The sequence below is a fragment of the Mitsuokella sp. AF33-22 genome (genome assembly GCF_003475755.1).
Taxonomy (GTDB): domain Bacteria; phylum Bacillota; class Negativicutes; order Selenomonadales; family Selenomonadaceae; genus Mitsuokella.
In genome coordinates this window covers 16,747-43,073 of sequence record NZ_QRQA01000012.1, presented here as the reverse complement: position 1 = coordinate 43,073, position 26,327 = coordinate 16,747, and the positions used below count along the sequence as shown (strand labels likewise).

Annotated in this window: 27 protein-coding genes, 4 tRNA genes, 1 riboswitch and 1 other annotated feature; of the genes, 29 read left to right on the top strand and 2 right to left on the bottom strand. The window is 56.1% G+C overall.

Features of this window, described 5'->3' with window-relative positions:
- Positions 1-110 precede the first annotated feature (110 nt).
- The 5 genes from DWZ54_RS08665 to DWZ54_RS08645 all read left to right on the top strand — a co-directional run bounded on the left by DWZ54_RS08665 (position 111) and on the right by DWZ54_RS08645 (position 5,423).
- Positions 111-905, top strand: a complete 795-nt coding sequence (locus DWZ54_RS08665; RefSeq protein ID WP_118475584.1) for an MBL fold metallo-hydrolase — start codon at positions 111-113, stop codon at positions 903-905.
- 492 nt (positions 906-1,397) lie between these two features.
- A complete protein-coding gene (locus DWZ54_RS08660) occupies positions 1,398-2,291 on the top strand; it encodes a sensor domain-containing diguanylate cyclase (protein WP_158573643.1) in 894 nt (297 codons plus the stop codon).
- A 36-nt stretch (positions 2,292-2,327) separates the two neighbouring features.
- On the top strand, positions 2,328-3,506 hold the full coding sequence (locus tag DWZ54_RS08655; protein ID WP_118475580.1) for an ATP-binding protein: 1,179 nt from the start codon (positions 2,328-2,330) through the stop codon (positions 3,504-3,506).
- A gap of 262 nt (positions 3,507-3,768) precedes the next feature.
- A complete protein-coding gene (locus DWZ54_RS08650; RefSeq protein WP_158573642.1) occupies positions 3,769-4,521 on the top strand; it encodes a helix-turn-helix transcriptional regulator in 753 nt (250 codons plus the stop codon).
- A 167-nt stretch (positions 4,522-4,688) separates the two neighbouring features.
- A complete protein-coding gene (locus DWZ54_RS08645; RefSeq protein WP_118475577.1) occupies positions 4,689-5,423 on the top strand; it encodes a helix-turn-helix transcriptional regulator in 735 nt (244 codons plus the stop codon).
- A 61-nt stretch (positions 5,424-5,484) separates the two neighbouring features.
- Here DWZ54_RS08645 and DWZ54_RS08640 read toward each other — a convergent pair whose 3' ends face one another.
- Positions 5,485-5,691 (bottom strand): hypothetical protein, encoded by a 207-nt coding sequence (locus DWZ54_RS08640; RefSeq protein ID WP_118015965.1) that lies wholly within the window; start codon positions 5,689-5,691, stop codon positions 5,485-5,487.
- 221 nt (positions 5,692-5,912) lie between these two features.
- Between DWZ54_RS08640 and DWZ54_RS08635 the strand changes: the two genes are divergently transcribed.
- From DWZ54_RS08635 to clpB, 12 genes are all read left to right on the top strand, one after another.
- Positions 5,913-6,611 (top strand): Tat pathway signal sequence domain protein, encoded by a 699-nt coding sequence (locus DWZ54_RS08635; RefSeq protein WP_118475575.1) that lies wholly within the window; start codon positions 5,913-5,915, stop codon positions 6,609-6,611.
- A gap of 64 nt (positions 6,612-6,675) precedes the next feature.
- Positions 6,676-6,929, top strand: a binding site (T-box leader).
- 66 nt (positions 6,930-6,995) lie between these two features.
- The gene (locus tag DWZ54_RS08630) at positions 6,996-7,619 is read left to right on the top strand and encodes a phosphoribosylanthranilate isomerase (protein ID WP_118475573.1); all 624 of its coding nucleotides are present in this window, start codon (positions 6,996-6,998) and stop codon (positions 7,617-7,619) included.
- A gap of 2 nt (positions 7,620-7,621) precedes the next feature.
- Positions 7,622-8,404, top strand: a complete 783-nt coding sequence (gene trpC / locus DWZ54_RS08625; protein WP_118475671.1) for an indole-3-glycerol phosphate synthase TrpC — start codon at positions 7,622-7,624, stop codon at positions 8,402-8,404.
- 32 nt (positions 8,405-8,436) lie between these two features.
- A complete protein-coding gene (gene trpB, locus DWZ54_RS08620) occupies positions 8,437-9,624 on the top strand; it encodes a tryptophan synthase subunit beta (protein ID WP_118475571.1) in 1,188 nt (395 codons plus the stop codon).
- Positions 9,624-10,427 (top strand): tryptophan synthase subunit alpha, encoded by an 804-nt coding sequence (trpA, locus tag DWZ54_RS08615; protein WP_118475569.1) that lies wholly within the window; start codon positions 9,624-9,626, stop codon positions 10,425-10,427. The genes trpB and trpA overlap by 1 nt, the downstream gene beginning before the upstream one ends.
- A 15-nt stretch (positions 10,428-10,442) precedes the next feature.
- Positions 10,443-11,942, top strand: a complete 1,500-nt coding sequence (trpE, locus tag DWZ54_RS08610) for an anthranilate synthase component I (protein ID WP_118475568.1) — start codon at positions 10,443-10,445, stop codon at positions 11,940-11,942.
- Complete coding sequence (locus DWZ54_RS08605) at positions 11,923-12,492, top strand: aminodeoxychorismate/anthranilate synthase component II (RefSeq protein WP_118475566.1); 570 nt, start codon at positions 11,923-11,925, stop codon at positions 12,490-12,492. Before trpE ends, DWZ54_RS08605 begins: the two co-directional genes overlap by 20 nt.
- 192 nt (positions 12,493-12,684) lie before the next feature.
- A complete protein-coding gene (locus tag DWZ54_RS08600; protein WP_118475564.1) occupies positions 12,685-13,683 on the top strand; it encodes a hypothetical protein in 999 nt (332 codons plus the stop codon).
- 11 nt (positions 13,684-13,694) lie between these two features.
- Positions 13,695-13,793: riboswitch (TPP riboswitch) on the top strand.
- Between the two features lie 65 nt (positions 13,794-13,858).
- A complete protein-coding gene (locus DWZ54_RS08595; protein ID WP_118475562.1) occupies positions 13,859-14,686 on the top strand; it encodes a hydroxyethylthiazole kinase in 828 nt (275 codons plus the stop codon).
- Positions 14,687-14,714: 28 nt separating this feature from the next.
- Positions 14,715-15,074, top strand: a complete 360-nt coding sequence (locus tag DWZ54_RS08590) for an MTH1187 family thiamine-binding protein (protein ID WP_118475560.1) — start codon at positions 14,715-14,717, stop codon at positions 15,072-15,074.
- Positions 15,075-15,076: 2 nt separating this feature from the next.
- A complete protein-coding gene (locus tag DWZ54_RS08585) occupies positions 15,077-15,766 on the top strand; it encodes a thiamine phosphate synthase (RefSeq protein WP_199663312.1) in 690 nt (229 codons plus the stop codon).
- 169 nt (positions 15,767-15,935) lie between these two features.
- The gene (gene clpB / locus DWZ54_RS08580; RefSeq protein ID WP_118475556.1) at positions 15,936-18,530 is read left to right on the top strand and encodes an ATP-dependent chaperone ClpB; all 2,595 of its coding nucleotides are present in this window, start codon (positions 15,936-15,938) and stop codon (positions 18,528-18,530) included.
- A gap of 81 nt (positions 18,531-18,611) precedes the next feature.
- Here clpB and DWZ54_RS08575 read toward each other — a convergent pair whose 3' ends face one another.
- Positions 18,612-19,457, bottom strand: a complete 846-nt coding sequence (locus tag DWZ54_RS08575) for a polysaccharide deacetylase family protein (RefSeq protein WP_118475554.1) — start codon at positions 19,455-19,457, stop codon at positions 18,612-18,614.
- Between the two features lie 206 nt (positions 19,458-19,663).
- On the opposite strand from DWZ54_RS08575, the gene map reads away from it, so the two are divergent.
- The 12 genes from map to rplA all read left to right on the top strand — a co-directional run bounded on the left by map (position 19,664) and on the right by rplA (position 26,186).
- Positions 19,664-20,536, top strand: coding sequence for a type I methionyl aminopeptidase (gene map, locus DWZ54_RS08570; RefSeq protein ID WP_118015977.1), 873 nt, complete (start codon positions 19,664-19,666; stop codon positions 20,534-20,536).
- A gap of 34 nt (positions 20,537-20,570) precedes the next feature.
- Positions 20,571-21,887: a DEAD/DEAH box helicase gene (locus tag DWZ54_RS08565; RefSeq protein WP_118475552.1), complete on the top strand. Its 1,317-nt coding sequence runs from the start codon at positions 20,571-20,573 to the stop codon at positions 21,885-21,887.
- Positions 21,888-22,037: 150 nt separating this feature from the next.
- Complete coding sequence (pfp, locus tag DWZ54_RS08560) at positions 22,038-23,333, top strand: diphosphate--fructose-6-phosphate 1-phosphotransferase (RefSeq protein ID WP_118475550.1); 1,296 nt, start codon at positions 22,038-22,040, stop codon at positions 23,331-23,333.
- A 159-nt stretch (positions 23,334-23,492) separates the two neighbouring features.
- Positions 23,493-23,568 (top strand) — tRNA-Met (locus tag DWZ54_RS08555).
- A 50-nt stretch (positions 23,569-23,618) separates the two neighbouring features.
- Positions 23,619-23,694 (top strand) — tRNA-Met (locus DWZ54_RS08550).
- Positions 23,695-23,705: 11 nt separating this feature from the next.
- Positions 23,706-23,781 (top strand) — tRNA-Thr (locus tag DWZ54_RS08545).
- An 8-nt stretch (positions 23,782-23,789) separates the two neighbouring features.
- Positions 23,790-23,866 (top strand) — tRNA-Met (locus DWZ54_RS08540).
- A 180-nt stretch (positions 23,867-24,046) separates the two neighbouring features.
- A complete protein-coding gene (gene rpmG, locus DWZ54_RS08535) occupies positions 24,047-24,196 on the top strand; it encodes a 50S ribosomal protein L33 (protein ID WP_005839118.1) in 150 nt (49 codons plus the stop codon).
- Positions 24,197-24,229: 33 nt separating this feature from the next.
- Complete coding sequence (gene secE / locus DWZ54_RS08530) at positions 24,230-24,409, top strand: preprotein translocase subunit SecE (RefSeq protein WP_118015982.1); 180 nt, start codon at positions 24,230-24,232, stop codon at positions 24,407-24,409.
- A 15-nt stretch (positions 24,410-24,424) separates the two neighbouring features.
- A complete protein-coding gene (gene nusG, locus DWZ54_RS08525) occupies positions 24,425-24,976 on the top strand; it encodes a transcription termination/antitermination protein NusG (RefSeq protein ID WP_118015983.1) in 552 nt (183 codons plus the stop codon).
- 42 nt (positions 24,977-25,018) lie between these two features.
- Positions 25,019-25,444 (top strand): 50S ribosomal protein L11, encoded by a 426-nt coding sequence (gene rplK, locus DWZ54_RS08520; RefSeq protein WP_118015984.1) that lies wholly within the window; start codon positions 25,019-25,021, stop codon positions 25,442-25,444.
- Between the two features lie 61 nt (positions 25,445-25,505).
- A complete protein-coding gene (rplA, locus tag DWZ54_RS08515; protein ID WP_118015985.1) occupies positions 25,506-26,186 on the top strand; it encodes a 50S ribosomal protein L1 in 681 nt (226 codons plus the stop codon).
- Positions 26,187-26,327 lie beyond the last annotated feature (141 nt).

Genomic DNA, 26,327 nt, shown 5'->3' with positions numbered 1-26,327 from the left:
TCATTATAGCGCAACTATATAGTTGCTTCAATCATCTCTTTATCTTCTTTTCCCTGTGTCATGACTCCGCTATAATGAGGCATATAAAGAACGAGGAGGTTTTGCATACTATGAAAATCACACAGATCCGCAACGCGACTAACCGCTTAGTATATGCCGGTAAGACGTTTCTCATCGATCCCTGGCTTTCCCCGAGCCACATGTTCACTTTCGCCGACGTGCCCGGGCATCCCTACCATATCCCTGACCAGGTGAAGGAGCATCTGCCGATGCCGTTCTATGACCTTCCCATGTCTACAGAAGAAATCCTGGAAGATGTCGACTGCGTCATCGTCACGCACCTCCATCCGGACCACATTGACATTTCTTTCGCCGACGGTACTGTAGGCGCCCCACTCGATAAGGCTGTACCCATTCTCTGCCAGAACGAAGAAGATGCGGTTGTCCTGAAGAAATCTGGATTTCAGGAGATCACCATCCTTCCGAAAGAATGGATGAAAATAGGAGATGCCAGCATCCGTCAGGTTCCCGCTCTCCACGGCACCTACCTCCCCTGCGGGAATGCCATGGGCGTCCTCTTTGAAGCAAAAGACGAAAAGACATTCTATCTTGCTGGCGATACCATCTGGTATGAGGAAGTCGCTGCAACCATTGAGAAATTCCGACCAGGAGTAATCGCCCTCAATGCCTGTGCAGCGGAGACTCTCGAGAATGGCCGTCTGATCATGGGGGATGAAGATGTCTGGAATGTGTCGCTTGCAGCTCCTGATGCCAGACTCTATATCACGCATATGGATAACGTTCCCCATGCATCCATCACTCGCCATGTGATGCGCGGCCGCCTGGCTTCTCGTGGCGTCGTGAATTACGATATGCCAGCCGATGGCGAGAGCGTTGTATATTGATGGATACCAATCAAACTATTTGACTGAGATTTGCGTACAAGTTCGACAGATTCGTTTGCATGTGGTAACAAGATTGTGCTGTGGTAATTTTTGCGTTGTAAATCATCTTGGAGAAGGCGCTGAAGAAGGAGCATTAACGACAGCTATCACACTGTGGCTGACCCGATGAACTATACGCACAATATACAAAAAGACTGGTGACGTCCTATACATGAAGGATTTTCGGCGTTATCCAGTTCTCGAAGCAATCGCTCGTTTTATACGAACATACAAGATCCCATCGGTCATTGGCCGGTGGGATTTTTTGCTATGTTGTCAATCATCTGGAATCCTAGTAGAATAGAGATAGATTGAACGAATGTGCAGAAAGGCATTGTCATGAGCAATATTTCGGGGAATTTTTCAGGGAAACATAAACGGGAGCCGGGAGGCGTGGATGGACGCGTGGATATGCTGCAGGGTGTAGCAGGAGGCTTTGCAGACGGAAACCGGATGCTGAGGACGTTGATGGATGCCATGCCAATCGGCTGCTACGTGCTGCGGCCGGACCATACGGTGCTGTACTGGAATCCTGCGGCGGAGCGGCTCCTGGGCTTCTCGGCGGAAGAGATGCAGGGCAGGCGCTGCGTGGATATGCCGCTTGGCTGTTCCTTCACGGACAGCAGCCGTATCGGCTCGCACTGTCCGGCAATCATTGCCTATGCGACGGGCAAGCCCCGGACGCTGGAGATGTTCATGCGGCGCAAGGATGGCAGGGACGTCCTGCTGCGCAATACGCTGGTGCCGCTGAAGGATGAGGCGGGAACGGTCCGGGAACTCGTTTCATTCTTTGTCCCGCTGACAGAGGAAAATTACGACCAGGGGCTGGTAAAGGCCATCTATGAGACAGCGACGCGGGATCCGCTCACATGTCTGCCCGGACGGAAATTCATGGAAGTCTGTCTGGATGAGGCGCTGGAAATCTATCGGCGGACGGCGCAGCCTTTTGCCGTGCTCTTTGCCGATGTCAACAATTTTCATGACATCAATAATACATACGGCCATGCGGTGGGGGACGAACTCCTTCGCGCGTTCGGGATTGCCCTGCGGCAGTATGGCAGGAAAGCCGACCGGTTCTGCCGCTGGGGCGGCGACGAGTTCGTGGGGCTGCTGCACCTGAAGCAGCCGGATGACATCAAGGGGGCGGCGCAACGTTTCCTGAAGATTGCGAGCGACTGTGAGGTAACGGAAAACGGACAGGCGATATCCTGCCGTGCGGCAATCGGCATCACTGTCGTTCGTGAAGACGATACCATCCACACCATCGTTGCGCGCGCTGACCACTACATGTACCTGGCCAAGAAGCGCAAAGAGGACCAGATTGTCACAGACTTTGATTTTGATTGATACAGGGAATAAAGGAAAAGGAAGAACATACAGGATATGACCATTTTTATGGACGATTGGAAGAAGAAACAGGAAATTACCGTGGAAGAACTGGCGGCACTTAGTCCGGATGAGGTCTGCCTCGTGGACATTCGCGACGAAGTGGCGTTTGAGCGTGGCTCGCTGCCGGGGGCGCAGAATCTGAATCCCTTGGAATTGCAGCAGGGGGGATACGATCTGCCGGAGGAAAAACTCATCGTCTGCATCTGCATGTGGGGCAAGATCAGCCTTGGCCTCGCGCAGAATCTTTGCCAGCAGGGCTATACGGCTGTTTCCCTGCAGGGCGGCTATGCCCTCTGGCTGCAGCGGAAACTGGAACGTGAGACGGCCGAGGCGGCGGAGGACGAGGAGCGCCTCAAGCGTATCGAAGGCTCTCTGCGCAAGAAGTTCAAGAGCAAGATATCCAGCAAATTCGTCGAGGCCATCTGCAAATTCGAGCTCGTGTGCCCGGGCGACAAGATTGCGGTCTGCATCTCGGGCGGCAAGGACTCGATGCTCATGGCGAAGCTCTTCCAGAACCTCAAGCGTCACAACAAGTTCCCGTTCGAGCTCGTCTTTCTCTGTATGGATCCCGGCTACAACGAGATGAACCGCCGCATCATCGAGGAGAATGCCAAGCTGCTGCATGTGCCGCTGACCTTCTTCTCGACGGATATCTTCGAGTCGGTCTTCCATGTGGAGGAATCTCCGTGCTACCTCTGCGCCAAGATGCGCCGCGGCTATCTCTACCGCAAGGCCCGCGCGCTCGGCTGCAATAAGATCGCACTCGGCCATCACTTCGACGATGTGATCGAGACGAACCTCATGAGCATGCTCTACTCCGGCGCCATCCGCACGATGATGCCAAAGGTCAGGAGCACGAGCTGCCCGGGCATGGAGCTCATCCGGCCGCTCTACTACATCCATGAGGCAGATATCAAGCGCTGGCGCGACGACAATGGCCTCTACTTCATCCAGTGCGCCTGCAAGTTCACTGAGACGTGTTCGACCTGCCACACGGATGGCACGACGGACTCCAAGCGCCTCGAAGTCAAGAAGCTCATCACGAAGCTCGCGGAGACGAACCGCCAGGTTCCCGGCAATATCTTCCATGCCCTTGAGAATGTCAATCTCGACACGGTCCTGAAGTACAAGCAGGCCGGCAAAGAACACAGCTTCCTGGAACAATATGATTAAGCATCAGCCCCACCGTTTTTCGGCGGGGCTTTTGCTGTCTTCGTGGCAGCCTGCAGGCAGATTTTGCATTTCGTGACAAAAAATGACCGTTTGGTGCTATTTTCATACAGGAGATTCAAATCCGTGCTATCCTAAAAGCAAATGAATCTTATCTTTGCTTTATTGTTTACCTGCATTTGGATTGAGAGCATCACAGCGTGATTTTTGTGTGACATCTTTTGTGTGATATCCCCCGCAGGCACTGGAAATGGAGGCGCGAATCATGTTCATGGATGCAGAGAATTTCAAAGGGCAGGTTGAAATCCTGGCCCGTAACATCAATCACGATTTTTATGAAAAGCGCAAGACCATTGAGGAGCTCCTGGAACAGGTTGATCCGCACGGCTTCAGCTGGATCGGTTCGGCGGAGCATGAAATTTTTTACGATTTAAAATCCGCCAAGCGGTATTTCGCCGAACAGCGCCGCAAGATGGCGGTGCCGATGCTTGACATCCGTGAGGAACGATATGTGGCGCAGCTCCTGACGCCGGAAGTCTGCGTGGTCATCTGCGAATACATCGTGGAGACACCGCCGCAGACGGAGCAGATCATCAGTGAGCATCAGCGCGTGACGTTCGTCGTGCGTCAGGATGAAAGCGGCAGGATGTGGATCTGTCATATTCATACGTCAAATCCCTGGGCTATCATGCGGCATGACGAATATTTCCCGACGAAAATTGGCCGGCGCAATTATGAATACATGGAAGAGCTCATGCAGAAACAGAAATTCAAGGAAATCAAGGAGCTGACGAAGCGTCAGAACCAGATTCTCTTCCAGATGATGCAGGGCAAGACGTATGCACAGATTGCCGAGATTCTGGGCATCAAGGAACGCACGGTGCGCTATCACATCACGGAGATCTGCAACCGCTATCATGTGGCGGGGCGCAAGCAGCTCATGGCGTACCTCTTTGAGCACTCTTCCTCGGCGGACGAAAAGCCAGCATTCGCTGGCAGCAGCATGACAAAGAAATAAAGACAGCCTCCAGGTGACGGGGCATACGAAACCAGTTGTTATGATACGGCTGGTTTTTCTTTTATCCCTGTCGCGTACCTGTCAGTTGTGACAGGGACGTGAAATTTCAAATTTATTATAATGTTATTGTGATAAAAGCAGAACCTGGGAAATGGAGGATTTTTGCCATGTTCACAGATCAAGAATGCTTTAAGAAACAGGCGAAGGTTATGGCCCGCAACCTGACACATGACTTTTATGAAAAGAAGAAATCGGTGGAGGATATCCTGTCCGCAGCGGACCCGCATGGCTTCAGCTGGATTGGCGCAGGGAAGGCAGAGGTCTTCTGCACGCTGCGCACGGCCTGTCATTATCTTGCGGAGCAGCGCCGGGAAAGGGCCGTGCCGTCCATCGAGATACAGGATGAGGTCTATGAGGCGCAATTGCTCGCATGCGATGTCTGTCTGGTCATCTGCGAATATCTGCTCAATGTCACGCTGGAAACGGGACAGGTCCTGAGCGAATGGCAGCGAGTGACGTTCGTCGTGCGGCAGGATGAGGAAGGCAGGTGTTTTATCAGCCACATCCACACCTCGAATCCCTGGTCGTTCATGCACAATGAGGAAGCCTTCCCGGCGAAGATCGGACGGCGCAATTTCGAATACATGACGGAGCTCCTGCACCAGAATAAATTCCAGGAGATCAAGGAGCTGACGAAACGGCAGAACCAGATTCTCTTTCATATGGTACAGGGCAAGACGTATCCGCAGATTGCGGCGGCGCTCGGCATCACGGAGCGCACCGTGCGCTACCATATCAATGAGATTTGTGCGCGCTACAAGGTGTCGGGCCGCAAGCGGCTCATGGCCTATCTCTTTGAGCAGGTCCTGACCATCCGGGAAGAGCACTTGGCTTTACAATAATTGGAATGCGGCAATAAAAAATCCGGCGGGGAAATTCCCTGCCGGATTTTTTATTACGAGCTTATTTTTTCAGCGCTTCCTTGAGCGTCTCCGTCATGGCTTTCTGCACGATGCGGAGCACGTCCTCTACGACAGCGTTGTACATGTCACCGCCATCGACGACGCCGCGGCCGTTCTCCGTGAGGAAGAACTTCTTCGGCGGCTCGTTTTCCTTGTAAGCTTCGCTGAGCTTATCCTGGACGAGTTTCTCGATTTCCTGTTCAGTCATCCTAGTCACCTCTTTCTGTAATAACCTGTATTTATTATTATACGACATCGGTACGGTTTTTTCCTTGTTTTTTTGAAATTTGACTGGAAAGAAATACAATGTATTTCTAACTCGTTGCTAAAGACAAGTTAAAGCCGAACACCTATACTGTATCCATAACAAAAATGTTATGGATATTTCTGATTTTACGGATAATGATGCAATAGAAAGGCGATGATGAAATGAATTCGCTCAAGAAGAAAATGATAGCCGGCATGCTGGCCGGTGCAATCCTGACGGCTGGCGGCGTGGGGCTGCTTTCGACGCAGTCCGGGGCAGCTCATTCGTATGCTGCCACGCAGGTAATGGGGCCGCGCGGCGGAGGTCAGATGGATACGGCGGATATGGCAAAACGCATTGCTGAGGAGTTTTGCGTCAGCGAGAGTCAGGTCCAGACGGCCATCGAGGACAAGAAGGATTTCCGCGATATCGGTCAGGCCGCCATGCTGGCCAAGCTCAGCGGCAAGTCCTTTGCCGATGTCATGGCGATGAAGACCGGCGACGCCGATTGGCGTGATATCGGTGCAAAGCTCGGCGTCACCCATGATCAGGTTCTGGCCGAGCGCGATGAGATGACGGCCAAGCGCATCAGCCAGCAGGGCAATGTCGATCCGGATACCGTCGTTGCACTGCTGAAGGATGGCTACCATCCGCAGGATATCGACATGGCCGGCCGTCTGGCCAAGGCGGCAGACAAGGATGTCCGGAAGGTTCTGTCCTATAAGAAGATCAACAACACGTGGTCGGATGTGGCCAAGCAGCTTGGCGTGGATGAATCGGCTGTTCGTCCGCGAATGTGGAACAGAGGTCCGCACCGCATGGATGATGATGGTCATTATCCTGGTATTATGGACGGAGATATGCAGGATTTTTGTGAATAAACCCTTGACAAGGCAAAAAGATGCGTGTAATATAAGACCCATCGACAAGTTAACAGTGTTACAGATGAAATCATCGAACAGGAAATAGTAGCATGGTCTCTATCCCTTCAGCGAGCTGGCGGCTGGTGCAAGGTCCGGCGCGATATGCCGTGTGAATGGTCCTGCGAGAGCCCACCGAACCTGTGAGGAAGTAGGCTGGGACGGCTGCCCCCGTTATCGGGCTACGGTATCGGACCTTGTTCCCGTACCGGATGAGAAGAACAGCAATGGCTGCTGTTGAATTCGGGTGGCACCGCGAAACGAATATTCGCCCCGTCAGGCAGAAAACGAATCTGCCAGGCGGGGTTTTTTATGTTTATGGGATACAGATGAGGAGATGGCAGGATGCTTCGAGCAAAATTATGCGGCATGAAGACAGAGGCGGCAGCAAGGGCTGCCGATGAGGCGGGGGCGGATTTCATCGGTTTCATCTTCTGGCCGGGCAGTCACCGCTTCGTGACGCCTGCTGAGGCTGCCGTCATCGGACGCACGGTTCATTGGGCCAGGAAGGTCGGGGTCTTTGTCGATGAAGAGCCTGCAAAGGTCTGTGCGGCGGCGGATGAGGCCGGGCTCGATTACATCCAGCTGCACGGCCACGAGGATGCAGCGTACGCCAGGCGGCTGAACCGGCCCGTCATCAAGGCTTACCGGTACGGCGACGGTTTCTCGGCCGCGGCCGCCAATGATTTCCCGGCGGAGTTCATCCTCGTCGATGCATACCGGCCGGGACAGGCGGGCGGCACGGGTGAGTCCTTTGACTGGCAGCGTGCCGCCGCGGAGATTCGGGCCGTCGAGAAGCCGGTACTGATAGCCGGCGGCATCAGCGAGGCAAATGTCGCCGAGGCGGCGGAGATTTTCCAGCCATACGGCGTCGATGTCTCGGGCAGCCTCGAGGTGCACAAAGAGAAATCAGTCGACAAGATACGCTCCTTCATGCAGAAGGTAGCAGCATGGAATGGGAGGAATTGACATTGCGGGATATATTAGCTGAGATCGTGGCGAAGAAACGCGATATCGTGGCGGCGGCCAAGCAGGAGCTGCCGCTTGCGGAGGTGAAACGGGGCCTCTCGCCGGCGTCCTTCCGCATGGCGCAGGTGTTCAAGGCGAAGCCGTGGAACCTCATTGCCGAGTGCAAGCTGCAGAGCCCGGCCAAGGGCCGCCTGTGCCGGAGGTACACGGTGGAGGAGCTCGCACATATCTACGAGAACAACGGTGCCGCGATGCTCTCGGTACATACGGATCCGCATTTTCTTGGCTGTAATGAGGATTTCCGCAAGGTCCGCGGTGAGGTGAAGCTGCCGCTTCTGCGGAAAGATTTCATCATCGACCCGTATCAGATTTACGAGGCCAGGATGCTCGGCGCCGACGCCGTCCTGCTCATCGCGCGCATCCTGACGCCGGAGCAGCTCAAGTCCTTCCTCTACACGACCTGGAGCCTCGGCATGGATGCACTCGTCGAGGTTCATGACCGCCGTGATATGGAGGCAGCGCTCGCGACGCCGGCTGAGTTCATCGGCATCAACAACCGCAACCTCGTGAGCTTTACGACGTCGATCGAGCAGACGATGGAGCTCCTGCCGTATGCGGACTGCGAGCGGACGCTCATCAGCGAGAGCGGCATCTTCACGCTGGATGATGCCCAGCGGCTGGCCGATGCGGGCTGCCAGGGCATCCTCGTCGGGGAAGGCCTCGTGCGGGCCGATGATGTCGCCGCGCAGACGCGGGCCTTTGCCGGTGTCAAGGCCCGTGCATAAAACAGATAGCAAGAATGGAAAGGAAGATATACATGAATACGAAAGGCAGATTTGGAGCTTATGGCGGACAGTATGTCCCGGAAATCGTAATGCCGGCCCTCAACGAGCTGGAGGCCGCTTATGCAAAATACAAGGATGATCCGGAGTTCCAAGAGGAATTCAAGAGCTACCTGCGCGAATACGCCGGCCGCCCGACGAATCTTTATTACGCCGAGAAGCTCACGAAGCATTATGGCCGCGCGAAGATTTTCCTCAAGCGTGAGGATCTCCTGCACACGGGCGCGCACAAGATCAACAATGCGCTCGGCCAGGCACTGCTCGCCAAGCGCATGGGCAAGAAGCGCATCGTCGCAGAGACGGGCGCCGGCCAGCATGGCGTCGCTTCGGCCACGGTCGCCGCACTTTTCGGCATGGAGTGCCATGTATTCATGGGCGCGCTCGATGTGGAACGCCAGAAGCTCAATGTCTTCCGCATGAAGTTGCTCGGCGCCAAGGTCATCCCGGTTTCCTCCGGTACAGGAACGCTCAAGGATGCGACGAGTGAGGCTATTCGCTACTGGGCGACGAATATCACGGATACGCATTACATCATCGGTTCTGCCGTCGGCCCGCATCCGTATCCGACGATCGTGCGCGACTTCCAGAAGGTCATTGGCGAGGAGATTCGCGCGCAGATGATGGAGAAGATTGGCGGCCTGCCGAACTACCTCATCGCCTGCGTCGGCGGCGGCAGCAATGCCATTGGCACGTTCTACGACTTCCGCAACGACGCGTCCGTCAAGAAATTCGGTGTCGAGGCCGGCGGCCGCGGCGAAGCGCCGACCGACAATGCCAAGACGCTGTCGGGGGCCGGCGAGCCGGGCATCCTGCACGGTGCCTTCAGTTACCTGCTGCAGGATCCGGACGGCCAGGTCGTCGAGGCATACTCCATCTCGGCAGGCCTGGATTATCCGGGTGTCGGACCGGAACATTCCTATTATAAGGATGCCGGCATCGTCAAGTACGTATCCGTCACGGACCAGGAAGCACTCGATGCGTTCCAGCGCCTCTCGAAGGTCGAGGGCATCATCCCGGCAATGGAGAGTTCGCATGCACTCGCGTATCTCGAGAAGCTGATGCCGACGACGAGCCCGGATGAGACGGTTGTCGTCACGCTCTCGGGCCGCGGCGACAAGGACGTACAGATGGTAGCAAAGGTTCTCGGGGAGGAGATAGAGTAATGAGCACGCGTTTGGATAAAAAAATGGCCGCTCTCAAGGCAGCCGGCAAAAAAGGAATCTTCATCTATATCACGGCTGGCGCACCGGATATCGAAACGACCATTGAGGCTGTGAAGCAGGCGGAGGCCGCCGGCGCCGATGTCATCGAGCTCGGCCTGCCGTTCTCCGATCCGATGGCCGACGGTCCCGTCATCCAGACGGCTTCGGTTGTGGCTCTCAGGAACGGCATGACGCTCAAGAAGGAACTCGAGATTGTCCGCAAGATCCGCACGTTCTCGGATATCCCGCTGATCGGCATGGGTTACATCAACAACATGTACCATTACGGCTTTGAGAAATTCGTCACGGATTTCAAGGCTGCGGGAATGGACGGCGTCATCGTTCCCGATGTGCCGCACGAGGAGTCGGGCGAAATGCGCAGAATCTGCGCGGCGCATGACTTCCATCTGGCTGAGTTCATCACGCCGGGCACGACGGAAGCGCGCATGGCAGAGACATGCAAGGGCGCGACGGGCTTCATCTACTGCGTTTCGAACAACGGCGTCACGGGTGTCAAGAAAATCAATTATTCGACGATCGGCAAGGTCTGTGAGAAGGCCCGCCGGTTTACAGACACGCCGCTGGCTGTCGGCTTCGGCATCGGTTCACCGGAAGCGGCCGTCGAGGCTGCCGCCAAGAGCGATGCCGTGATTGTCGGCAGTGCCGTCGTCAAGCGCCTGCTCGACGGCAAGATGGAGGAAGCCGTGCAGCTCATCCGCGACATGCGTGCGGCACTCGATAAGGCATACGCCCGGAAAGCCTGAAAGGAAGGGGTCATCATGGAGCTGAAACCATCACGGGAGGCGTTCCATAAGCTCGCGGCGGAGACGAATCTCATCGCCGTCACCAAAGAGATCAACATGGATATGGATACGCCAGTATCCGTTTATTACAAGCTTGTCGGCGAAAAGAAGGGCTTTATCCTCGAATCCGTCGATACGACGCATCAGCAGTTCGGCCGCTATTCCTTTATCGGTGCCGAACCGTTTGCCCGGCTGCAGGTCTTTTGCAACAAGCTGATGATCAAGGAGAATGACCTGATGAAGTGCATCGACGGCGCGCCCGTCGACACCATCAAGGCGTACATGAAGAATTTCCGTCCGGCTGTCGAAGATCCGTCGCTGCCGCTCGCCAACGGCGGCATGGTCGGCTATCTCAACTACGATATCGTCGCGACGTTTGACCGCGTGCGCGGCATGGATTTAGGCGAGGAAGAACTTTTGGGGCAGTTCATAATCTGCCGTGTGCTCGTCGTCTACGACGCACTGCGCAACCGCGCCAGGCTCGTCTGCCTGGCCGATGTCGATGGACGCGACATCGACGAAGCGTACGATGCTGTCGCCGCCAAGATCGCATCCCTTGAAGAACGGCTCTCGGCGCCGCTGCCGAAACAGGAGAAAAAAGCGGCTAAACGCCGGGAAAAGGTTGACTTCCTCAAGAAATTCGGCCAGGCCCCCGAGGATTTCCTTGCAGCCATCCGCAAGGCCAAGGAGCATATCTTCGCGGGTGATATCTTCCAGGTTGTGCCGTCGCGCCAGTTCCGCGAGAAGATTACGAAGCCCTGCTTTGACTTCTATCGCCGGCTGCGTCAGGTCAATCCCTCGCCGTACATGTTCTATTTCAATTTCGGCCGCGTGAAGCTCGTCGGCGCTTCGCCGGAGATGCTCGTCAAGGTATCGGGCGATACGGTCTACACGTACCCGATTGCCGGCACGCGCCGTCGCGGCAGGAATCCGCAGGAGGACAAGACGCTCGCGGAGGGCCTGCAGAAGGATGTCAAGGAGTGTGCGGAGCACTCGATGCTCGTCGATCTCGCACGCAACGATATCGGCCGCATCAGCGAGCCGGGCAGCGTGCGCGTGACGAAGCTGCGTCAGGTCGAGTATTTCAGCCATGTCATGCACATGGTGTCGGAGGTCGTCGGCAAGCTCAAGCAGGGGTATACGCCGATGGATGTGCTCAAGGCGACGTTCCCCGCGGGGACGGTCAGCGGCGCGCCGAAGCTGCGCGCCATGGAGATCATCCATGAGCTCGAGCCCGTGCCGCGCAATTCGTATTCGGGTACGGTCGGCTACATGGATTTCTGCGGCAACATGGATATGTGCATCACGCTGCGCACGATGCGCATCGAGAACGACGACACCGCCATCATCCAGTCGGGAGCCGGCATCGTCGCCGACTCCGTTCCTGAAAAGGAATACCAGGAAATCCTGCAGAAATCAAAGGCGTTGTTTGAGGTCGTAGAGGAGGTGGAAAACGATGTTGTTGCTTTTAGATAACTACGACTCCTTTACGTACAACGTTTACCAGCTCCTGTCGGAGCTCGGGGCCGAGGTCGAGGTCATCCGCCACGACAAGACGACAGTGGAGGAGGTTCGGCGTCGCGGCTACGAGGGCATTGTCATCTCGCCGGGGCCCGGCGTGCCGAAGGACGCCGGCATCAGCGAGGATGTGATCCGCGAGCTCGGCGGCGAGGTGCCAATTCTCGGTATCTGCCTTGGCCATCAGGCCATCGGCGAGGTCTTCGGCGGCAAGGTCGTGCGTGCGGGCGAGATTATTCACGGCAAGGTATCGCCGCTGCATCACAACGGCAAGGGGCTCTATGCCGGCCTGCCACAGGATATCGAGGTCGGCCGCTATCATTCACTGATCATCGACCGTGCGACGCTGCCCGACTGCCTCGAAGTCACGAGTGAGCTGCACGATGGCACAATCATGGGCGTGCGCCACAAGGAGATGGACATCGAGGGCATCCAGTTCCATCCGGAATCCATCCTGACGCCGACGGGGAAGACGATGATGCAGAACTTCCTTGCGCATCTTTCCTGAATATCTAAGCACTTTTTTAGCACCTCCTGGAAATCGTTTGGGTTTCTTTTAGAAATCATGTGCAGCAAGCAGGATTTTTGCCCGGTACCGGGGAATAACATAAAGAAACATCCCGTAATGGGGAAGACTATTCCAGCTGCTGCCTGTCTGCATGATGGCCGCTGACTGGAACCGGGAGGAGGAAGATGCCTTATGATGTCCAAGAGAAAGGGGATGGCCGCTGCTTTGCTGGCACTGTCCCTGTGGCTGGCTCCCTATGGGGAAGCCTCGATGGCACCTGCAGCTGCAGAACCCGTGGCAACGGCTGAACCGTCAGCACCGGCAGCAGCGCCTGCCGAAACGGTGGTGCCGCTCGATGCCAGGGCTTCGCTGGATAAGGCTTTCGATCAATTGGCAGAAGTCAAGAACGGGACGTATGATTTGTCGCTGGTGGCGACGACGCCGAAGGGCAGTGCCACGCTTACGAGCGGCATCTCATTTGTATCCGAGCCGTACACGCGCGCAAAGGGGCAGATGGCCATCGGTTTTTCGCTGCCGGGCGCGCCGGAATTTGAGCGCGATCTCGCCTACTACATCCGCGAGTCGGAGCAGGCCACGGCCTTTTACTGCCGTCTCGGTCATGGCGAATGGGAGAAATCCGTGACGAAGCGCCAGCCAATGGACAAGACGGTCAACGAGTTCTGGACGGCGGCTTTCCGCAACGGCTTCATGGATTTTGCGAAGGATGTGCAGTTCGGCGTGAAGGAAGGAGCGGCACAGACGTACCTCGTGACGGTGGATGGCAAGGCCCTCGGCAAGCTTTATCTCGAGAATGAGCACCCGAACCTCGCCAATGCCGACATGCAGAAAACGCTGGAGTCAATCCTTAAGAATGTGCCGGATTTCACGTATACGGTGACCATCGATGAGGAGAAGAACACGCTGACGGATTTCCACGCCAATCTGACGGAGCCCATCCGCAAGGCGGGGCTTATCTATCTGAAGCGCAGCGATATGACGCGCGAGGATAAGGATTCGTACCGCAAGGTTCTCGAAAACAGCACGGTGGAATTGAGCCTCAAGGGCCGTGACTTCAACGAGCTCGAGGATGTGCAGGTCCCCGCTGAGATCCTGGCCAGTGCGCGTGATATCAAGGCCGGCACGGCCAATGCAAACGCCGCGCCTGCCGGCAAGAAGGCAGACGTCAAGTAAAATCGCATATCGATTATTTGCAGGGGGACACCTCGGTGTTGAGAAGGCATGGCCTGACCCTTAGAACCTGTGGAGTCAAGACTCGCGAAGGGAGCAAAGACATTCGGAGCTCGCCGGCAGGCGGGCTCTTTTTGACGCCGGGGCTCCTGGAGAAAGAAAGGCAAGGGTGATAGATATGGAACTGGAAGAAATCAAGCAGGGCGTTCTCCTGGCCGTCCGCAAGGCGAAGGAGACGACGCCGCTCGTGCCATCCATCACGAATTCAGTGACAATCAATTTCGTGGCGAATGCGCAGCTGGCGGCCGGCGGTTCAGCCGCCATGGTCTATCTGCCCGATGAAGGGACGGGCATGGCGGCTCTCGGTAGTGCCATGTACATCAACATGGGGACGCTGCTGCCCATCTACGAGAAGACGCTGCCGCTGACGGCGCACAGCCTGGCTGATCATCATCATCCCTGGGTGCTCGACCCCGTTGGCATCGGACTCGGCGGCATGCGGCGGGATCTTTTGCTTGCGTTCCGCCAGACGCCACCGGCCATCGTGCGCGGCAATGCGTCGGAGATCATTGCGCTCGCGAATCTCTGGCAGCTCGATTCGGGCATGGCGGCTGACGGCGTGCGCGGCGTCGATGCGACGGACAGCGTGCGCGAGGCGAAGCTGGCGGCCGAATCGCTGGCCCGCTTCACAGGCGGTGCCACGGCCGTGTCTGGCCCCCTCGATCTCGTGACGGACGGCACGACAACGGTCATGAGCGAGGGCGGCTCAGAGCTTTTCACGAAGGTCACGGGTGCCGGCTGTTCCCTTGGCGGCGTGGCAGCCGTCTACGCCGCTGTGACCACGCCGTTTTTCGCGGCGCTGGCGGCTGTGCAGGCGTACAATTTCGCCGGGAAGAAAGCCGAACAGCGTGCCGGCGGACCGGGCACTTTCGCCGCTTATTTTCTTGATGAGCTCTATCAGGCGAAGCCCGAGGAGGTCGCGGACAATCCGTTCTATATGATATGAATCGATGACATGAAAAGGGGGCTTTACGATGAATGCGCTGATTGCGGTGGCCATTGCTCCGTGTGGAACCGGTGAGGAAATGTCGTCTTATGTCGGCGAGGTCGTGCAGGTTATTCGGGAATCGGGACTGCCGAACCGCACCAATTCGATGTTCACGGAAATTGAAGGCGAATGGGATGAGGTGATGGCCGTGGTGAAGAAGGCCACGATGGTGCTGGCCGACCGCGGTATCCGCACGGAGGTGGTCCTGAAGGCGGACATCCGTCCGGGTTATCGGGATATGATGCATGGCAAGCTGGAACGCATGGAGAAAAAGATTGCCATGGCAAAGACGAACCAGGCAAATCAGGTGAATCAGGAAAATCAGGAAGGAAGCGATGCGAAGTGAATATGCGTGAACGACTCGATATCTCTGCGTATTTTGTCGTGGGGCCGGAGAACACACTCGGGCGGCCGGTGCCAGAGGTTATCCGCGCGGCGGTCAGCCACGGCTTTACGTGCCTGCAGCTGCGTTCCAAGACGGCATCGGCAAGGGAGCTCATAAAGCTGTGTGGCGAGACGGCTTGCGTGCTGCAGGAGCTCCACAAGGAGGACGCGGTGGCCTTGCTTGTCGATGATCGTCTCGATGTCGTGCTGGCCGCACGTGAGCAGGGCATCAAGGTGGATGGCATCCATGTGGGGCAGAGCGATGTGCCCGTGAGTGTCTGCCGCAAGTATCTTGGCGAGCGTGCGGTCATCGGCCTCTCCGCCCGCACGAATGAGCTTCTCGATTACGTCCGCCATGCCGATACATCCGATATCGATTATTTTGGCGCGGGGCCGCTGCACGAGACGCCGACGAAGCGCGACTGCGGCCGCGGGGCCGATGGGCGCGTGATCACGCGGAGCTTTGAAGAGCTCACGGAGCTTCACCGCATCAGCCCGGTGCCCGTCGTCGTGGGCGGCGGCGTCAAGGCCTGCGATCTGCCTGCACTCAAGGCGACAGGCGTCGAAGGTTTCTTCGTGGTCAGCGCCGTGGCGGGAGCTGAAAATCCCGGCCGGGCAGCGGAAGAGATGGTGTCCATCTGGCGAAAATCCTGAGCTTTTTGCCTGTGAATTGCCCTCCAAAAAAATTTTGAAAAAATAAGTCAAAAAGTCGAAAAAGTATTTGACTTTTTGACTTATTGCGCTATAATAAGATTCAGGAACGGACGAAAGCCGCTCCGCAAGAATCAGAAAATCAGACAGAGCGATTATGGAGGATACGATTATGGGACAAGAAAAATACACAGCCAAGACGCTGGCGGCCCTGCAATCCGCTCAGCAGATCGCGGCCATGAAATATCATCAGGAAATCACGTCGGCCCATGTGCTCCTGGCACTGGCCAAGGAACCTGAGGGGCTGCTCGCGACGATCTTTGAGGAATGCCAGGCAGATCTGCCGATGCTCAAGGCAAGACTCGAGCAGGAACTCGCGAAGATCCCGAGTGTCAAGGGCACGGACCGCCTCGGCATGGGCATGGACATGGTCCGCGTGCTCGGCCGCGCCGAGGAATATGCTAAATCCATGAAGGACGATTACGTTTCGACGGAACATCTGCTGCTGGGCCTTGTGACGGACGGCAGCAGCGAGGTGCAGGATATCTGCCGTCAGTTCCATCTGACGAAATCGGCCATCCAGGCTTCCATCAAGAAGAACCGCAAACAGAATGTCACGACGGATAATCCGGAAGAGGGCTATAAATCCCTCGAGAAATTCGGCCGCGATTTGACGGCTGCGGCGCGTGCCGGCAAGCTCGATCCGGTTATCGGCCGCGACGAGGAGATTCGCCGCACCATCGAGATCCTTTCGCGCCGGACGAAAAACAACCCGGTGCTCATCGGTGAGCCGGGTGTCGGCAAGACGGCCATCGTCGAAGGCCTCGCACGCCGCATCGTGGCGGGCGATGTACCGGAATCCCTCAAGAACAAGACGCTGTTTTCACTCGATATGGGTTCTCTGATCGCCGGTGCGAAGTACCGTGGCGAATTCGAGGAACGCTTGAAGAACGTACTCAATGAGATCGCCAAGTCGGAAGGACAGATCCTGCTCTTCATCGATGAGCTTCATACGGTCGTCGGTGCCGGTGCCTCGGAAGGCGCCATGGATGCCGGCAACCTCCTGAAACCGATGCTGGCGCGCGGCGAGCTGCGCTGCATTGGCGCGACGACGCTCAACGAATACCGCAAGTACATCGAGAAGGATACGGCTCTCGAGCGCCGCTTCCAGCCGGTCATGGTCGGCGAGCCGAGCGTAGAGGATACGATCTCAATCCTGCGTGGCCTCAAGGAACGTTACGAAGTTCATCATGGCGTGCGCATCCGTGATGCGGCGCTCGTCGCAGCTGCCACGCTTTCCGACCGCTACATTTCCGACCGTTTCCTGCCGGATAAGGCCATCGACCTCGTCGATGAAGCCGCTGCCAAGCTGCGCACGGAGATTGAATCCATGCCGGCGCCGCTCGATGAGATCCGCCGCAAGATCATGCAGCTGGAGATTGAGGAGCAGGCACTCAAGAAGGAGACGGATGAAGCTTCGCAGCAGAAGCTCTCCCGCATCACGAAAGAGAAGGCTGACCTGCAGCAGCAGGAAGCGGAACTCAAGAAGCAGTGGGAGACGGAAAAGAATGCCATCCTGCGCGTGCGCGCCATCAAGAAGGAAATTGACGGTGTGAACAGCGAGATGGAAGCAGCCGAGCGTGCGTACGACCTCAACCGCATGTCGGAACTCAAGTACGGCAAGCTGCCGGAACTCCAGAAGAAACTCAAGGAGGAGGAAGCGATCATCGCGGCCAAATCCAAGGACGACCGCCTGCTCAAGGAGGAAGTCGGCGAGGAGGACATTGCCAAGGTCGTCAGCCGCTGGACGGGCATCCCTGTGACGAAGATGCTGACGGGCGAACGCGAGAAGCTGCTGCATCTTGAAGATGTGCTGCACGACCGCGTCGTCGGCCAGGATGAAGCCGTCAAGGCCGTCAGCGAAGCCATCCTGCGCGCGCGTGCCGGCATCAAGGACCCGAACCGTCCAATCGGTTCGTTCATCTTCCTCGGCCCGACGGGCGTCGGCAAGACGGAGCTCGCGAAGACGCTGGCAGAAGCCCTCTTCGATGATGAGCGCAGCATGATCCGCATCGATATGTCGGAGTACATGGAGAAGCACAGCGTATCGCGTCTCATCGGCGCGCCTCCGGGCTACGTCGGCTACGATGAAGGCGGGCAGCTCACGGAAGCCGTGCGCCGCCGTCCGTACAGCGTCATCCTGCTCGATGAGATCGAGAAGGCACACCGCGATGTCTTCAACGTGCTGCTGCAGATCCTCGACGATGGCCGCTTGACGGATGGCAAGGGCCGTGTCGTCAACTTCAAGAACACGGTCATCATCATGACGTCGAACCTCGGCTCGCATGAGATCCTCAACAAGAGCTATGAGGAGGCAAAGGTTGCGGTCAAGGATATCCTCAAGGATTACTTCCGTCCGGAATTCCTCAACCGTGTCGATGACATCATCGTCTTCAAGGCCCTCGAGAAGGAACAGGTCAAGAAGATTGCCGCCATCATGCTCAAGAGCCTCGGCGAACGCCTGGAGCGTCAGGTCAAGATTTCCCTTGCCTGGACCGATGAGGCACTGACGGCACTTGCCAATCAGGGCTTCGACCCGAACTTCGGTGCCCGTCCGCTGCGCCGCCTGCTCGTGCATACGGTTGAAACGGCACTTTCCAAGAAGATCATCCGCGGCGACGTGCAGGAAGGCGATACCGTCGAGATCGGCTACGATGGACATGATTTCACCTTCACGACGCAGGTCAAGGCGACGGTGGAAGATTAAACTTGTGCGGCTGACACAAGTGGCCGTATAAAAAGGGCTCCTGCATGAGCAATCATGCGGGAGCCCTTTTTTGTACGGATATTATGGTGCCGGGATGAATTTTGCGAGGATTGTATGGCCGTCCTTGACGAGGCTGCGGCTCAGCGCGTCGAGCGGCGCGAAAATCGGCGCGTACTCAAGGCGCAGGCGGAAGCGCAGGAACTGATGCGTCGTGCAGCCGAAAATCGGCACGCGGTCGAGGACGAAGGGGTTCTCCGAGGGGGAAGCCAGGCCGTAGTGCACGGTGAAGGCAGCGCGATAGCCGGCCTCCTTTGTCATGCGCTCGAGTTCCTGGTCATAGGAGCCGCAGGGGTAGGCGATGAAGCGAATCGGCTTATTCAGCCGCCATTCGAGGGCCTGCTTGGAGGCGGAAAGCTGCGTCCAGACTTCATCGGCCGGGATTTTGTCGAGTTCCGGATGCGAGAGCGTATGGCTCTCGAAGTCGATGAGGCCGCTCTGCTGCATCTCTTCGACTTCGCCCCAGGTCATGTAATTGGGGTACGTGCCCATGAAATCGGAAATCAGGAAGATCGTTGCCTTGAGGTTGTATTTCTGCAGGATCGGGAAGGCATTCTTGTAGTTGTCGACGTAGCCGTCATCGAAGGTGATGATGACGGGCTTTTCCGGAAGCGGCGTGCCGTTTTCCCAGGCATCGAGCATTTCTTCTGGCGTGATGGCATGGTAGCCATTGTCGACGAGATACTGCATCTCTTCTTCAAATTGTGCCGTCTGTACGGTCAGGGAGTTTTGGTCACGGTCATTGATCTGGTGGTAGTTCAGCACCGGCACGGCCCGGTCCGCTATGTGCATCCGATAGGCGCAGATCCCGACGATGCCAATGCATGCAATCAGGAGCAGCAGCAGGATTCGTTTCAACCATCTAGTCATCCAGACACATCCTTTTCTTTCAAGTTCGTAGAAAATTTACATACCGTTTAGTATATAACAAGGCGTTGGTACGGTCAAGGAACGTGAAGTCTCAAGAAATTGTTTTACGAATCCTGAAATCCGTCCTATAATAGATACGTACCATATACTTAGGAATCGGCGGAAAGAGCCGGACTATTCTAAGGAAGAAGGAGTTTTTTCACATCATGATGAGAAATGATTTATGCTGGTGTGGCAGCGGCAAGAAATATAAGAAGTGCCACGCGGATTTTGACGAGCGTATCTCGGAAATGAAATTCGATATCTTCAAGGGCCAGGTGCGTCCGCCGAAGAAGATCATCAATAATGAGAAGGATATTGCCGGTGTACGGGCAGCAGGCGTCATCAACGATGGTGCGCTTGACCTCATGACGGAGCTCGTGAAGCCGGGCGTGGATACGGCGAGCCTCGACCAGGCCGCTGCCGACTACATCCGCGAGCGCGGCGGCATCCCAGCCTGCCTCAACTATGAGGGCTATCCGAAGAATGTCTGCATCTCCATCAATGAGGTCGTCTGCCACGGCATCCCGTCGCAGAAGACCATCCTCAAGGAAGGCGACATCCTCAACATCGATATCACGACGATTCTCAACGGCTATTATGCGGATGCTTCGCGCATGTACATTGTCGGCCAGGCTTCGCCTGAAGCGGAGAAGCTCGTGCGCGTCACGAAGGAGTGCATGGAACTCGGCGTCGCCGCAGCCAAGCCCTGGCATTTTCTCGGCGATATCGGCGCGGCCTGCGAAGCTCATGCGCATGAGAATGGCTATTCCGTCGTCACGGATCTCGGCGGCCATGGCGTCGGCAAGGATTTCCATATGGAGCCGTTTGTCCCGCATGTCGGTGAGAAGGATACGGGCATGCTGCTCGTGCCGGGCATGATCTTGACGGTTGAGCCGATGATCAACGAGGGTTCGTACAAAGTCGTGGTTGACAAGGGCGATGGCTGGACGGTCCGCACAAAGGACAAGAAGCTCTCGGCCCAGTGGGAGAACACGATCCTCATCACGGAGACGGGGACGGAGGTTCTTTCGTCCTGAAGAACGGTATAACGCGAAAGGATAATCAGAAGCAATGACAACATTCAAGGATTTAGGCATTCGGGATGAACTCTGCGAGGTCCTGCGCTATCAGGGCATCCGCGAGGTGACGCCGGTGCAGGGACAGGCCATCCCCGTCGTGCGGGCCGGCCGCGACTGCATCGTGCAGGCGCAGACGGGCACGGGCAAGACGCTGGCCTTCCTGCTGCCAATCATCGAGAAACTCAAGCCGCAGGCTGAGGTCGCACAGGCGCTCGTCGTGACGCCGACGCGTGAACTGGCCATCCAGATTGCCAAGGTGGCAAAGACGGTCGGGGAGGCTGCGGGCATTTCCTCACTCGTCATCTACGGCGGGCAGGATATCGAGCGGCAGAAGCAGAAGCTGCGGCGCCATCCACAGCTCATCATCGGCACGCCGGGACGTCTGCTCGATCACCTGCGCCGCAGGACGATTGATCTCTCTCAAGTCAACAAGGTCGTGCTGGATGAGGCAGATGAAATGATGCGCCTGGGCTTTATCGAGGATGTGGAGCTCCTGCTCAAGGAGACGGCGCCGGATCGTCAGCTCATGCTGTTTTCGGCGACGATGCCGGACCGCATCAAGGCGCTTTCGTTGCGTTACATGCAGACGCCGGAGAATATCGCGGTCAAATCGGAGCATGTGACGCTCGATGCCATCGAGCAAGTCATCATCGATACGACCGAGGAGACGAAGATCGACAAGCTCTGTGAGCTCATCAATCAGGATCAGCCTTATCTGGCCATGGTGTTCTGCCATACGAAGCAGCGCGCGCATATGGTGACGATGGCACTTGCGGCCCGCGGCTATCTCGTCGATGAGCTGCACGGCGACCTTTCGCAGGTCCAGCGCGCGCTGGTCCTCAAGCGTTTCCGCAAGGCGGAGCTCCAAATCCTCTGTGCGACGGATATCGCCGCGCGCGGCCTCGATATCGAAGGTGTGACGCATGTTTTCAACTATGATATCCCGCACGATGCGGAGAGCTACATCCACCGCATCGGCCGCACGGGCCGTGCCGGTGAGCACGGCAAGGCCGTGACATTCGTCAATGCGCGCCAGTATGATCTGCTGCGCCGCATTGAGTCGGGCATCAAGAGCCGCATCGAGAAGCAGCGTTCGGAGCGCGGCCGCCGCCACAAGGAGAAGCAGGAGCAGATCCTCAAGGAGATCCGGGCCAAGCGCCAGGAACACAAGGCGAAGAAGAAGCCGCTGTCCAAATACGCGAACCGCAAGGGCGCCGCGCACAAGGGCCGCAATGACCGGAGCCGCCGTCAGAAGCCGCATGGAACCAAGACGAATATGAGCCGCCGCTCGAAGATGGGACGGCACTGATACAGGACTGCATCAGCTTTGGGGCTGGTGCAGTTTTATTTTTACGAAAAAGTTGTCAAAAAATTATATAAAAACGAAGAAACAGGCAGGAATCTGGCAGGAAAGAGCGAAATAAAGAAAATAGATTCAGTTCAACAAGGGGGTATTTACATGATCGGCATCAAGAAAGTTATTGCAATCGTCTGTGGCGGCGGCCCGGCTCCTGGCATCAACAGCGTCATTTCCGGCATCACGAATGAAGCAACGCGTCATGGCTGGGATGTGCTTGGCATATACGATGGTTTTTCGCGCCTGGCCCGCGGCGAGAAGAACTACGTGCGCCTCGAACCGAAGGACATCAGCCACATCCATATGACGGGCGGCTGCATCCTCAAGATGTCCCGCTTCAACCCGACGAAGAAGGAATCAGATCTGCGCACGGTCGTCGAGACGCTGACGGAGCTCGGTGTCACGCATCTCGTGACGATTGGCGGCGACGATACGGCCTACAGCTCGGCAGCTGTTTCCGAAGAAGCCCGCAAGATGGGGCGTACGATCAATGTCGTTCATGTGCCGAAAACCATCGATAACGATCTGCCGCTGCCGGAAGGCGTGCCGACGTTCGGCTTCGAGACGGCCCGCGCCTTTGCGACGACGGAGATCGAGAACCTCATGGAAGATGCGCGCACGACGAACAACCGCTGGTACTTCACGATCGCCATGGGCCGCACAGCCGGTCACTTGGCTCTCGGCATGGGCCGCAGCGCCGGTGCCGCCATCACGATCATCCCGGAGGAGTTCCCGCAGGAGAAGATCCCGCTGCAGCAGCTCGTCGATATCATCACGGGTGCCATCGTCAAGCGCTACCTGACGGGCAAGAATTACGGCGTAGCTGTCATTGCCGAAGGCGTCATCGAGAAGATCATGCCGGAAGACTTCAAGAAACTCGGCGAGGTCGTCATGGACGAGCACGGCCATATCCGCTACAGTGAGCTCGACTTTGGTGAAATCCTCAAGCAGGCCGTACTGGCTGAGGTCAAGAAGATCGGCATCAAGATTTCCATTATTGATAAGGAAATCGGCTATGAGCTGCGCTGCTCGGCGCCGATTGCCTACGATATCGACTACGCGCGCTCGCTTGGCTATTCGGCCGTCAAGTTCCTCATGCGCGGCGACAGCGGTGCTCTGATTTCCATCCAGAACAATGAGGCCGTGCCAATGCGCTTCGAGGACATCAAGGACCCGGCTACGGGCAAGACGCGCGTGCGCAAGGTCAACATCAAATCCGTACAGTATCGCATTGCCCGCGGCTCGATGATGCGCATGGAGAAGGAGGATCTCGACGATCCGGGCCTTGCCAATGCGTATCGCATGACGCCGGAGGCCTTCAAGGCCCGCTACGCCTATCTCTTTGACGATGCCCCAACGCCGGCACCGGAGCAGAAAGAGGAAGCAGCAAAGAAATAAAGGCACCCTGTGTGCAGGAATCAGCCCCTTGGCAGGCGGCGGGAGAACTTCTCCTGCCGTCTTTTTTATTTTTTTTAGAAAAGGTGTTGACATGATGCTTAATATGCTCTATAATTACTTCTTGTCAGCCGGGGTTACTACTCCGGTGTGCGACGATATCGCGGGATGGAGCAGTCGGTAGCTCGTCGGGCTCATAACCCGAAGGTCACAGGTTCAAGTCCTGTTCCCGCAACCAAATGATAATTCCATTATTTATATATAGAGAACAGATTTTATCTGTATCATCGCGGGGTGGAGCAGTCGGTAGCTCGTCGGGCTCATAACCCGAAGGTCACAGGTTCAAGTCCTGTCCCCGCAACCAAATGGAAAGTTGCTGATATAGCTCAGTCGGTAGAGCGTATCCTTGGTAAGGATAAGGTCACCAGTTCAATCCTGGTTATCAGCTCCATAATATACGGCGGCATAGCTCAGTTGGCTAGAGCATGCGGTTCATACCCGCAGTGTCCGGAGTTCAAATCTCTGTGCCGCCACCAATTTTGTTCCATGACCCCTCTGCAGGGGTTTTATTTATGTCACGAACCAGTCCGCTTCCTTGAGAAAAAGATTTTGTTTTGTCAAGGAAAATTTGTTGACAGGCTTTTGCAAGTGTGATAAATTGTATTAGTGACATTATGAAAAGGTCAACTTTTGCAACGTAAGGGGTGTAATAAAGGATGCGCAACAATATCACGTTGGAGTGCACGGAGTGCCATAGCCGCAACTACCGCACCAACAAGAACAAGAAGAACAACCCGGATCGTCTGGAGTTCAATAAGTACTGCAAGTTCTGCAAGAAGCATACGGTGCATAAGGAAACGAAGTAAGAGCGCGGTTCGCGGTACGAACGGGGATGTGAAGTGATTGTGAAGAAGTTCCTGGACGAAGTAGTCGCAGAGATGAAAAAGGTGTCCTGGGCCACGAGAAAAGAGGTCGTGACGTATACGGGTGTCGTTGGCATTGCCGTAGCCGTCGTCTGCGCCTTGATCTGGATCTGTGACACATTCTTCGCGAGATTGTTCCACATCATTTTAAGGTAAGCTGGGTGAAAGAGCATGGCAGATAAAGACGAGATGGATCTTCGTCAGGATAATCCTGGCAGAGCCTGGTACGTTATCCATACGTATTCGGGTTATGAGAATAAGGTCAAGGCTAACCTTGAGCGTCTCATCCATACGGCCAACATGGGCAACATGATCTTCAATGTGGTTGTACCCGTTGAGGATGAGGTCGAAATCAAGGACGGCAAGAAAAAGGTCGTTCCGCGGAAGGTCTTCCCCGGGTATGTGCTGGTCGACATGATCGTCGACGAACATTCCTGGTACGTTGTGCGCAACACCACCGGTGTAACCGGTTTTGTCGGTTCCGAGAAACATCCGATACCGCTTACTGATGCTGAGGCAAAACGTATTCTGAAATCCATGGGCGAAGAAGAACATAAACCCGAGCTCGATGTGGCAATCGGGGATGTGGTTCGCATCAATACGGGTGTCTTTGAGAACTATACGGGCACGGTTACCGAGATTGACGAGGAAAAAGCGCGTCTCAAGGTTCTCGTGGAAGAGACTCCGATTGACCTTGGTTTCGATCAGGTCGAAAAGCTTTGACCGGAACCAACAAGTTATTCTTTTTAGGAGGTGAAAACTACAATGGCTAAAAAAGTTGCGAAAATCGTAAAGCTTCAGGTTATGGCTGGCAAAGCTAATCCGGCTCCTCCGGTAGGTCCTGCCCTCGGTCAGGCCGGTGTCAACATCATGGGCTTTTGTAAGGAATTCAACGAAAGAACTAAATCGCAGGCTGGTCTTATCATCCCGGTCGTGATTACGGTTTTTGAGGATAGATCCTTCACGTTCATCACGAAGACGCCGCCGGCTGCTGTTCTGCTGAAGAAAGCTGCTGGCCTCGACAAGGCTTCTGGCGAACCGAACAAGAACAAGGTCGCAAAACTGCCGCGTGCAAAGGCACAGGAAATCGCTGAGAGCAAGATGAAAGATCTCAACGCTGGCGATATCGAAGCTGCTACCCGCATGATCGAGGGTACGGCACGCAGCATGGGTATTGAGATCGTCGACTGATCCCAGACCCTTCCTCCTGTGGGAGGCAATACCGTTATAACCACAACAAAGGAGAATGACAATGTCTAAAGCTGGTAAGAAATATCAGGAAGCTGCCAAGCTCGTAGAGGCTGGTAAGCTTTATCCGGCTGCTGAGGCAATGGAACTCGTCAAGAAGACGGCTACGAAGAAGTTCGATGAAACGATCGAGCTGCACGTCCGTCTCGGCGTTGATCCGAAGTATGCTGATCAGCAGGTCCGCGGCGCTATGGTCCTGCCGCATGGCACGGGCAAATCCAAGCGCGTCCTCGTCTTTGCCAAAGGCGAGAAGGTTAAGGAAGCCGAGGCTGCAGGTGCAGATTTCGTCGGCTCCGATGAAATCGTCCAGAAGATCCAGGGCGGCTGGCTCGACTTCGATGTCGCTGTCGCTACGCCGGATATGATGGGCACGGTTGGTCGTCTTGGTAAGATCCTTGGTCCTCGCGGCCTCATGCCGAACCCGAAACTGGGTACGGTCACGATGGATCTCACGAAGGCCATCAGCGAGATTAAAGCAGGTAAAGTCGAATACCGCACCGATAAGGCCGGCAATGTTCATTGCCCAATCGGCAAGGCATCGTTCGACGCTGAGAAGCTTCAGCAGAACTTCCAGGCCCTGATTGATACACTGATCCGCGTAAAACCGGCTGCTGCAAAAGGCCAGTACATCCGCTCCGTCACGGTGAGCGCGACGATGGGCCCGGGCGTACCAGTCCAGTTCTGAGGATCAGCGAGACTCCGGTCTCCACAATCGCATATCGAAGGCTGTAGACAGCAGGTTTGATATTCCATCATCTAACGACGATCGTGTCGCCTGCCGAGGCCGGAGTCACCTAACTTCGAAAATGTGACCTCCGGCGGACAG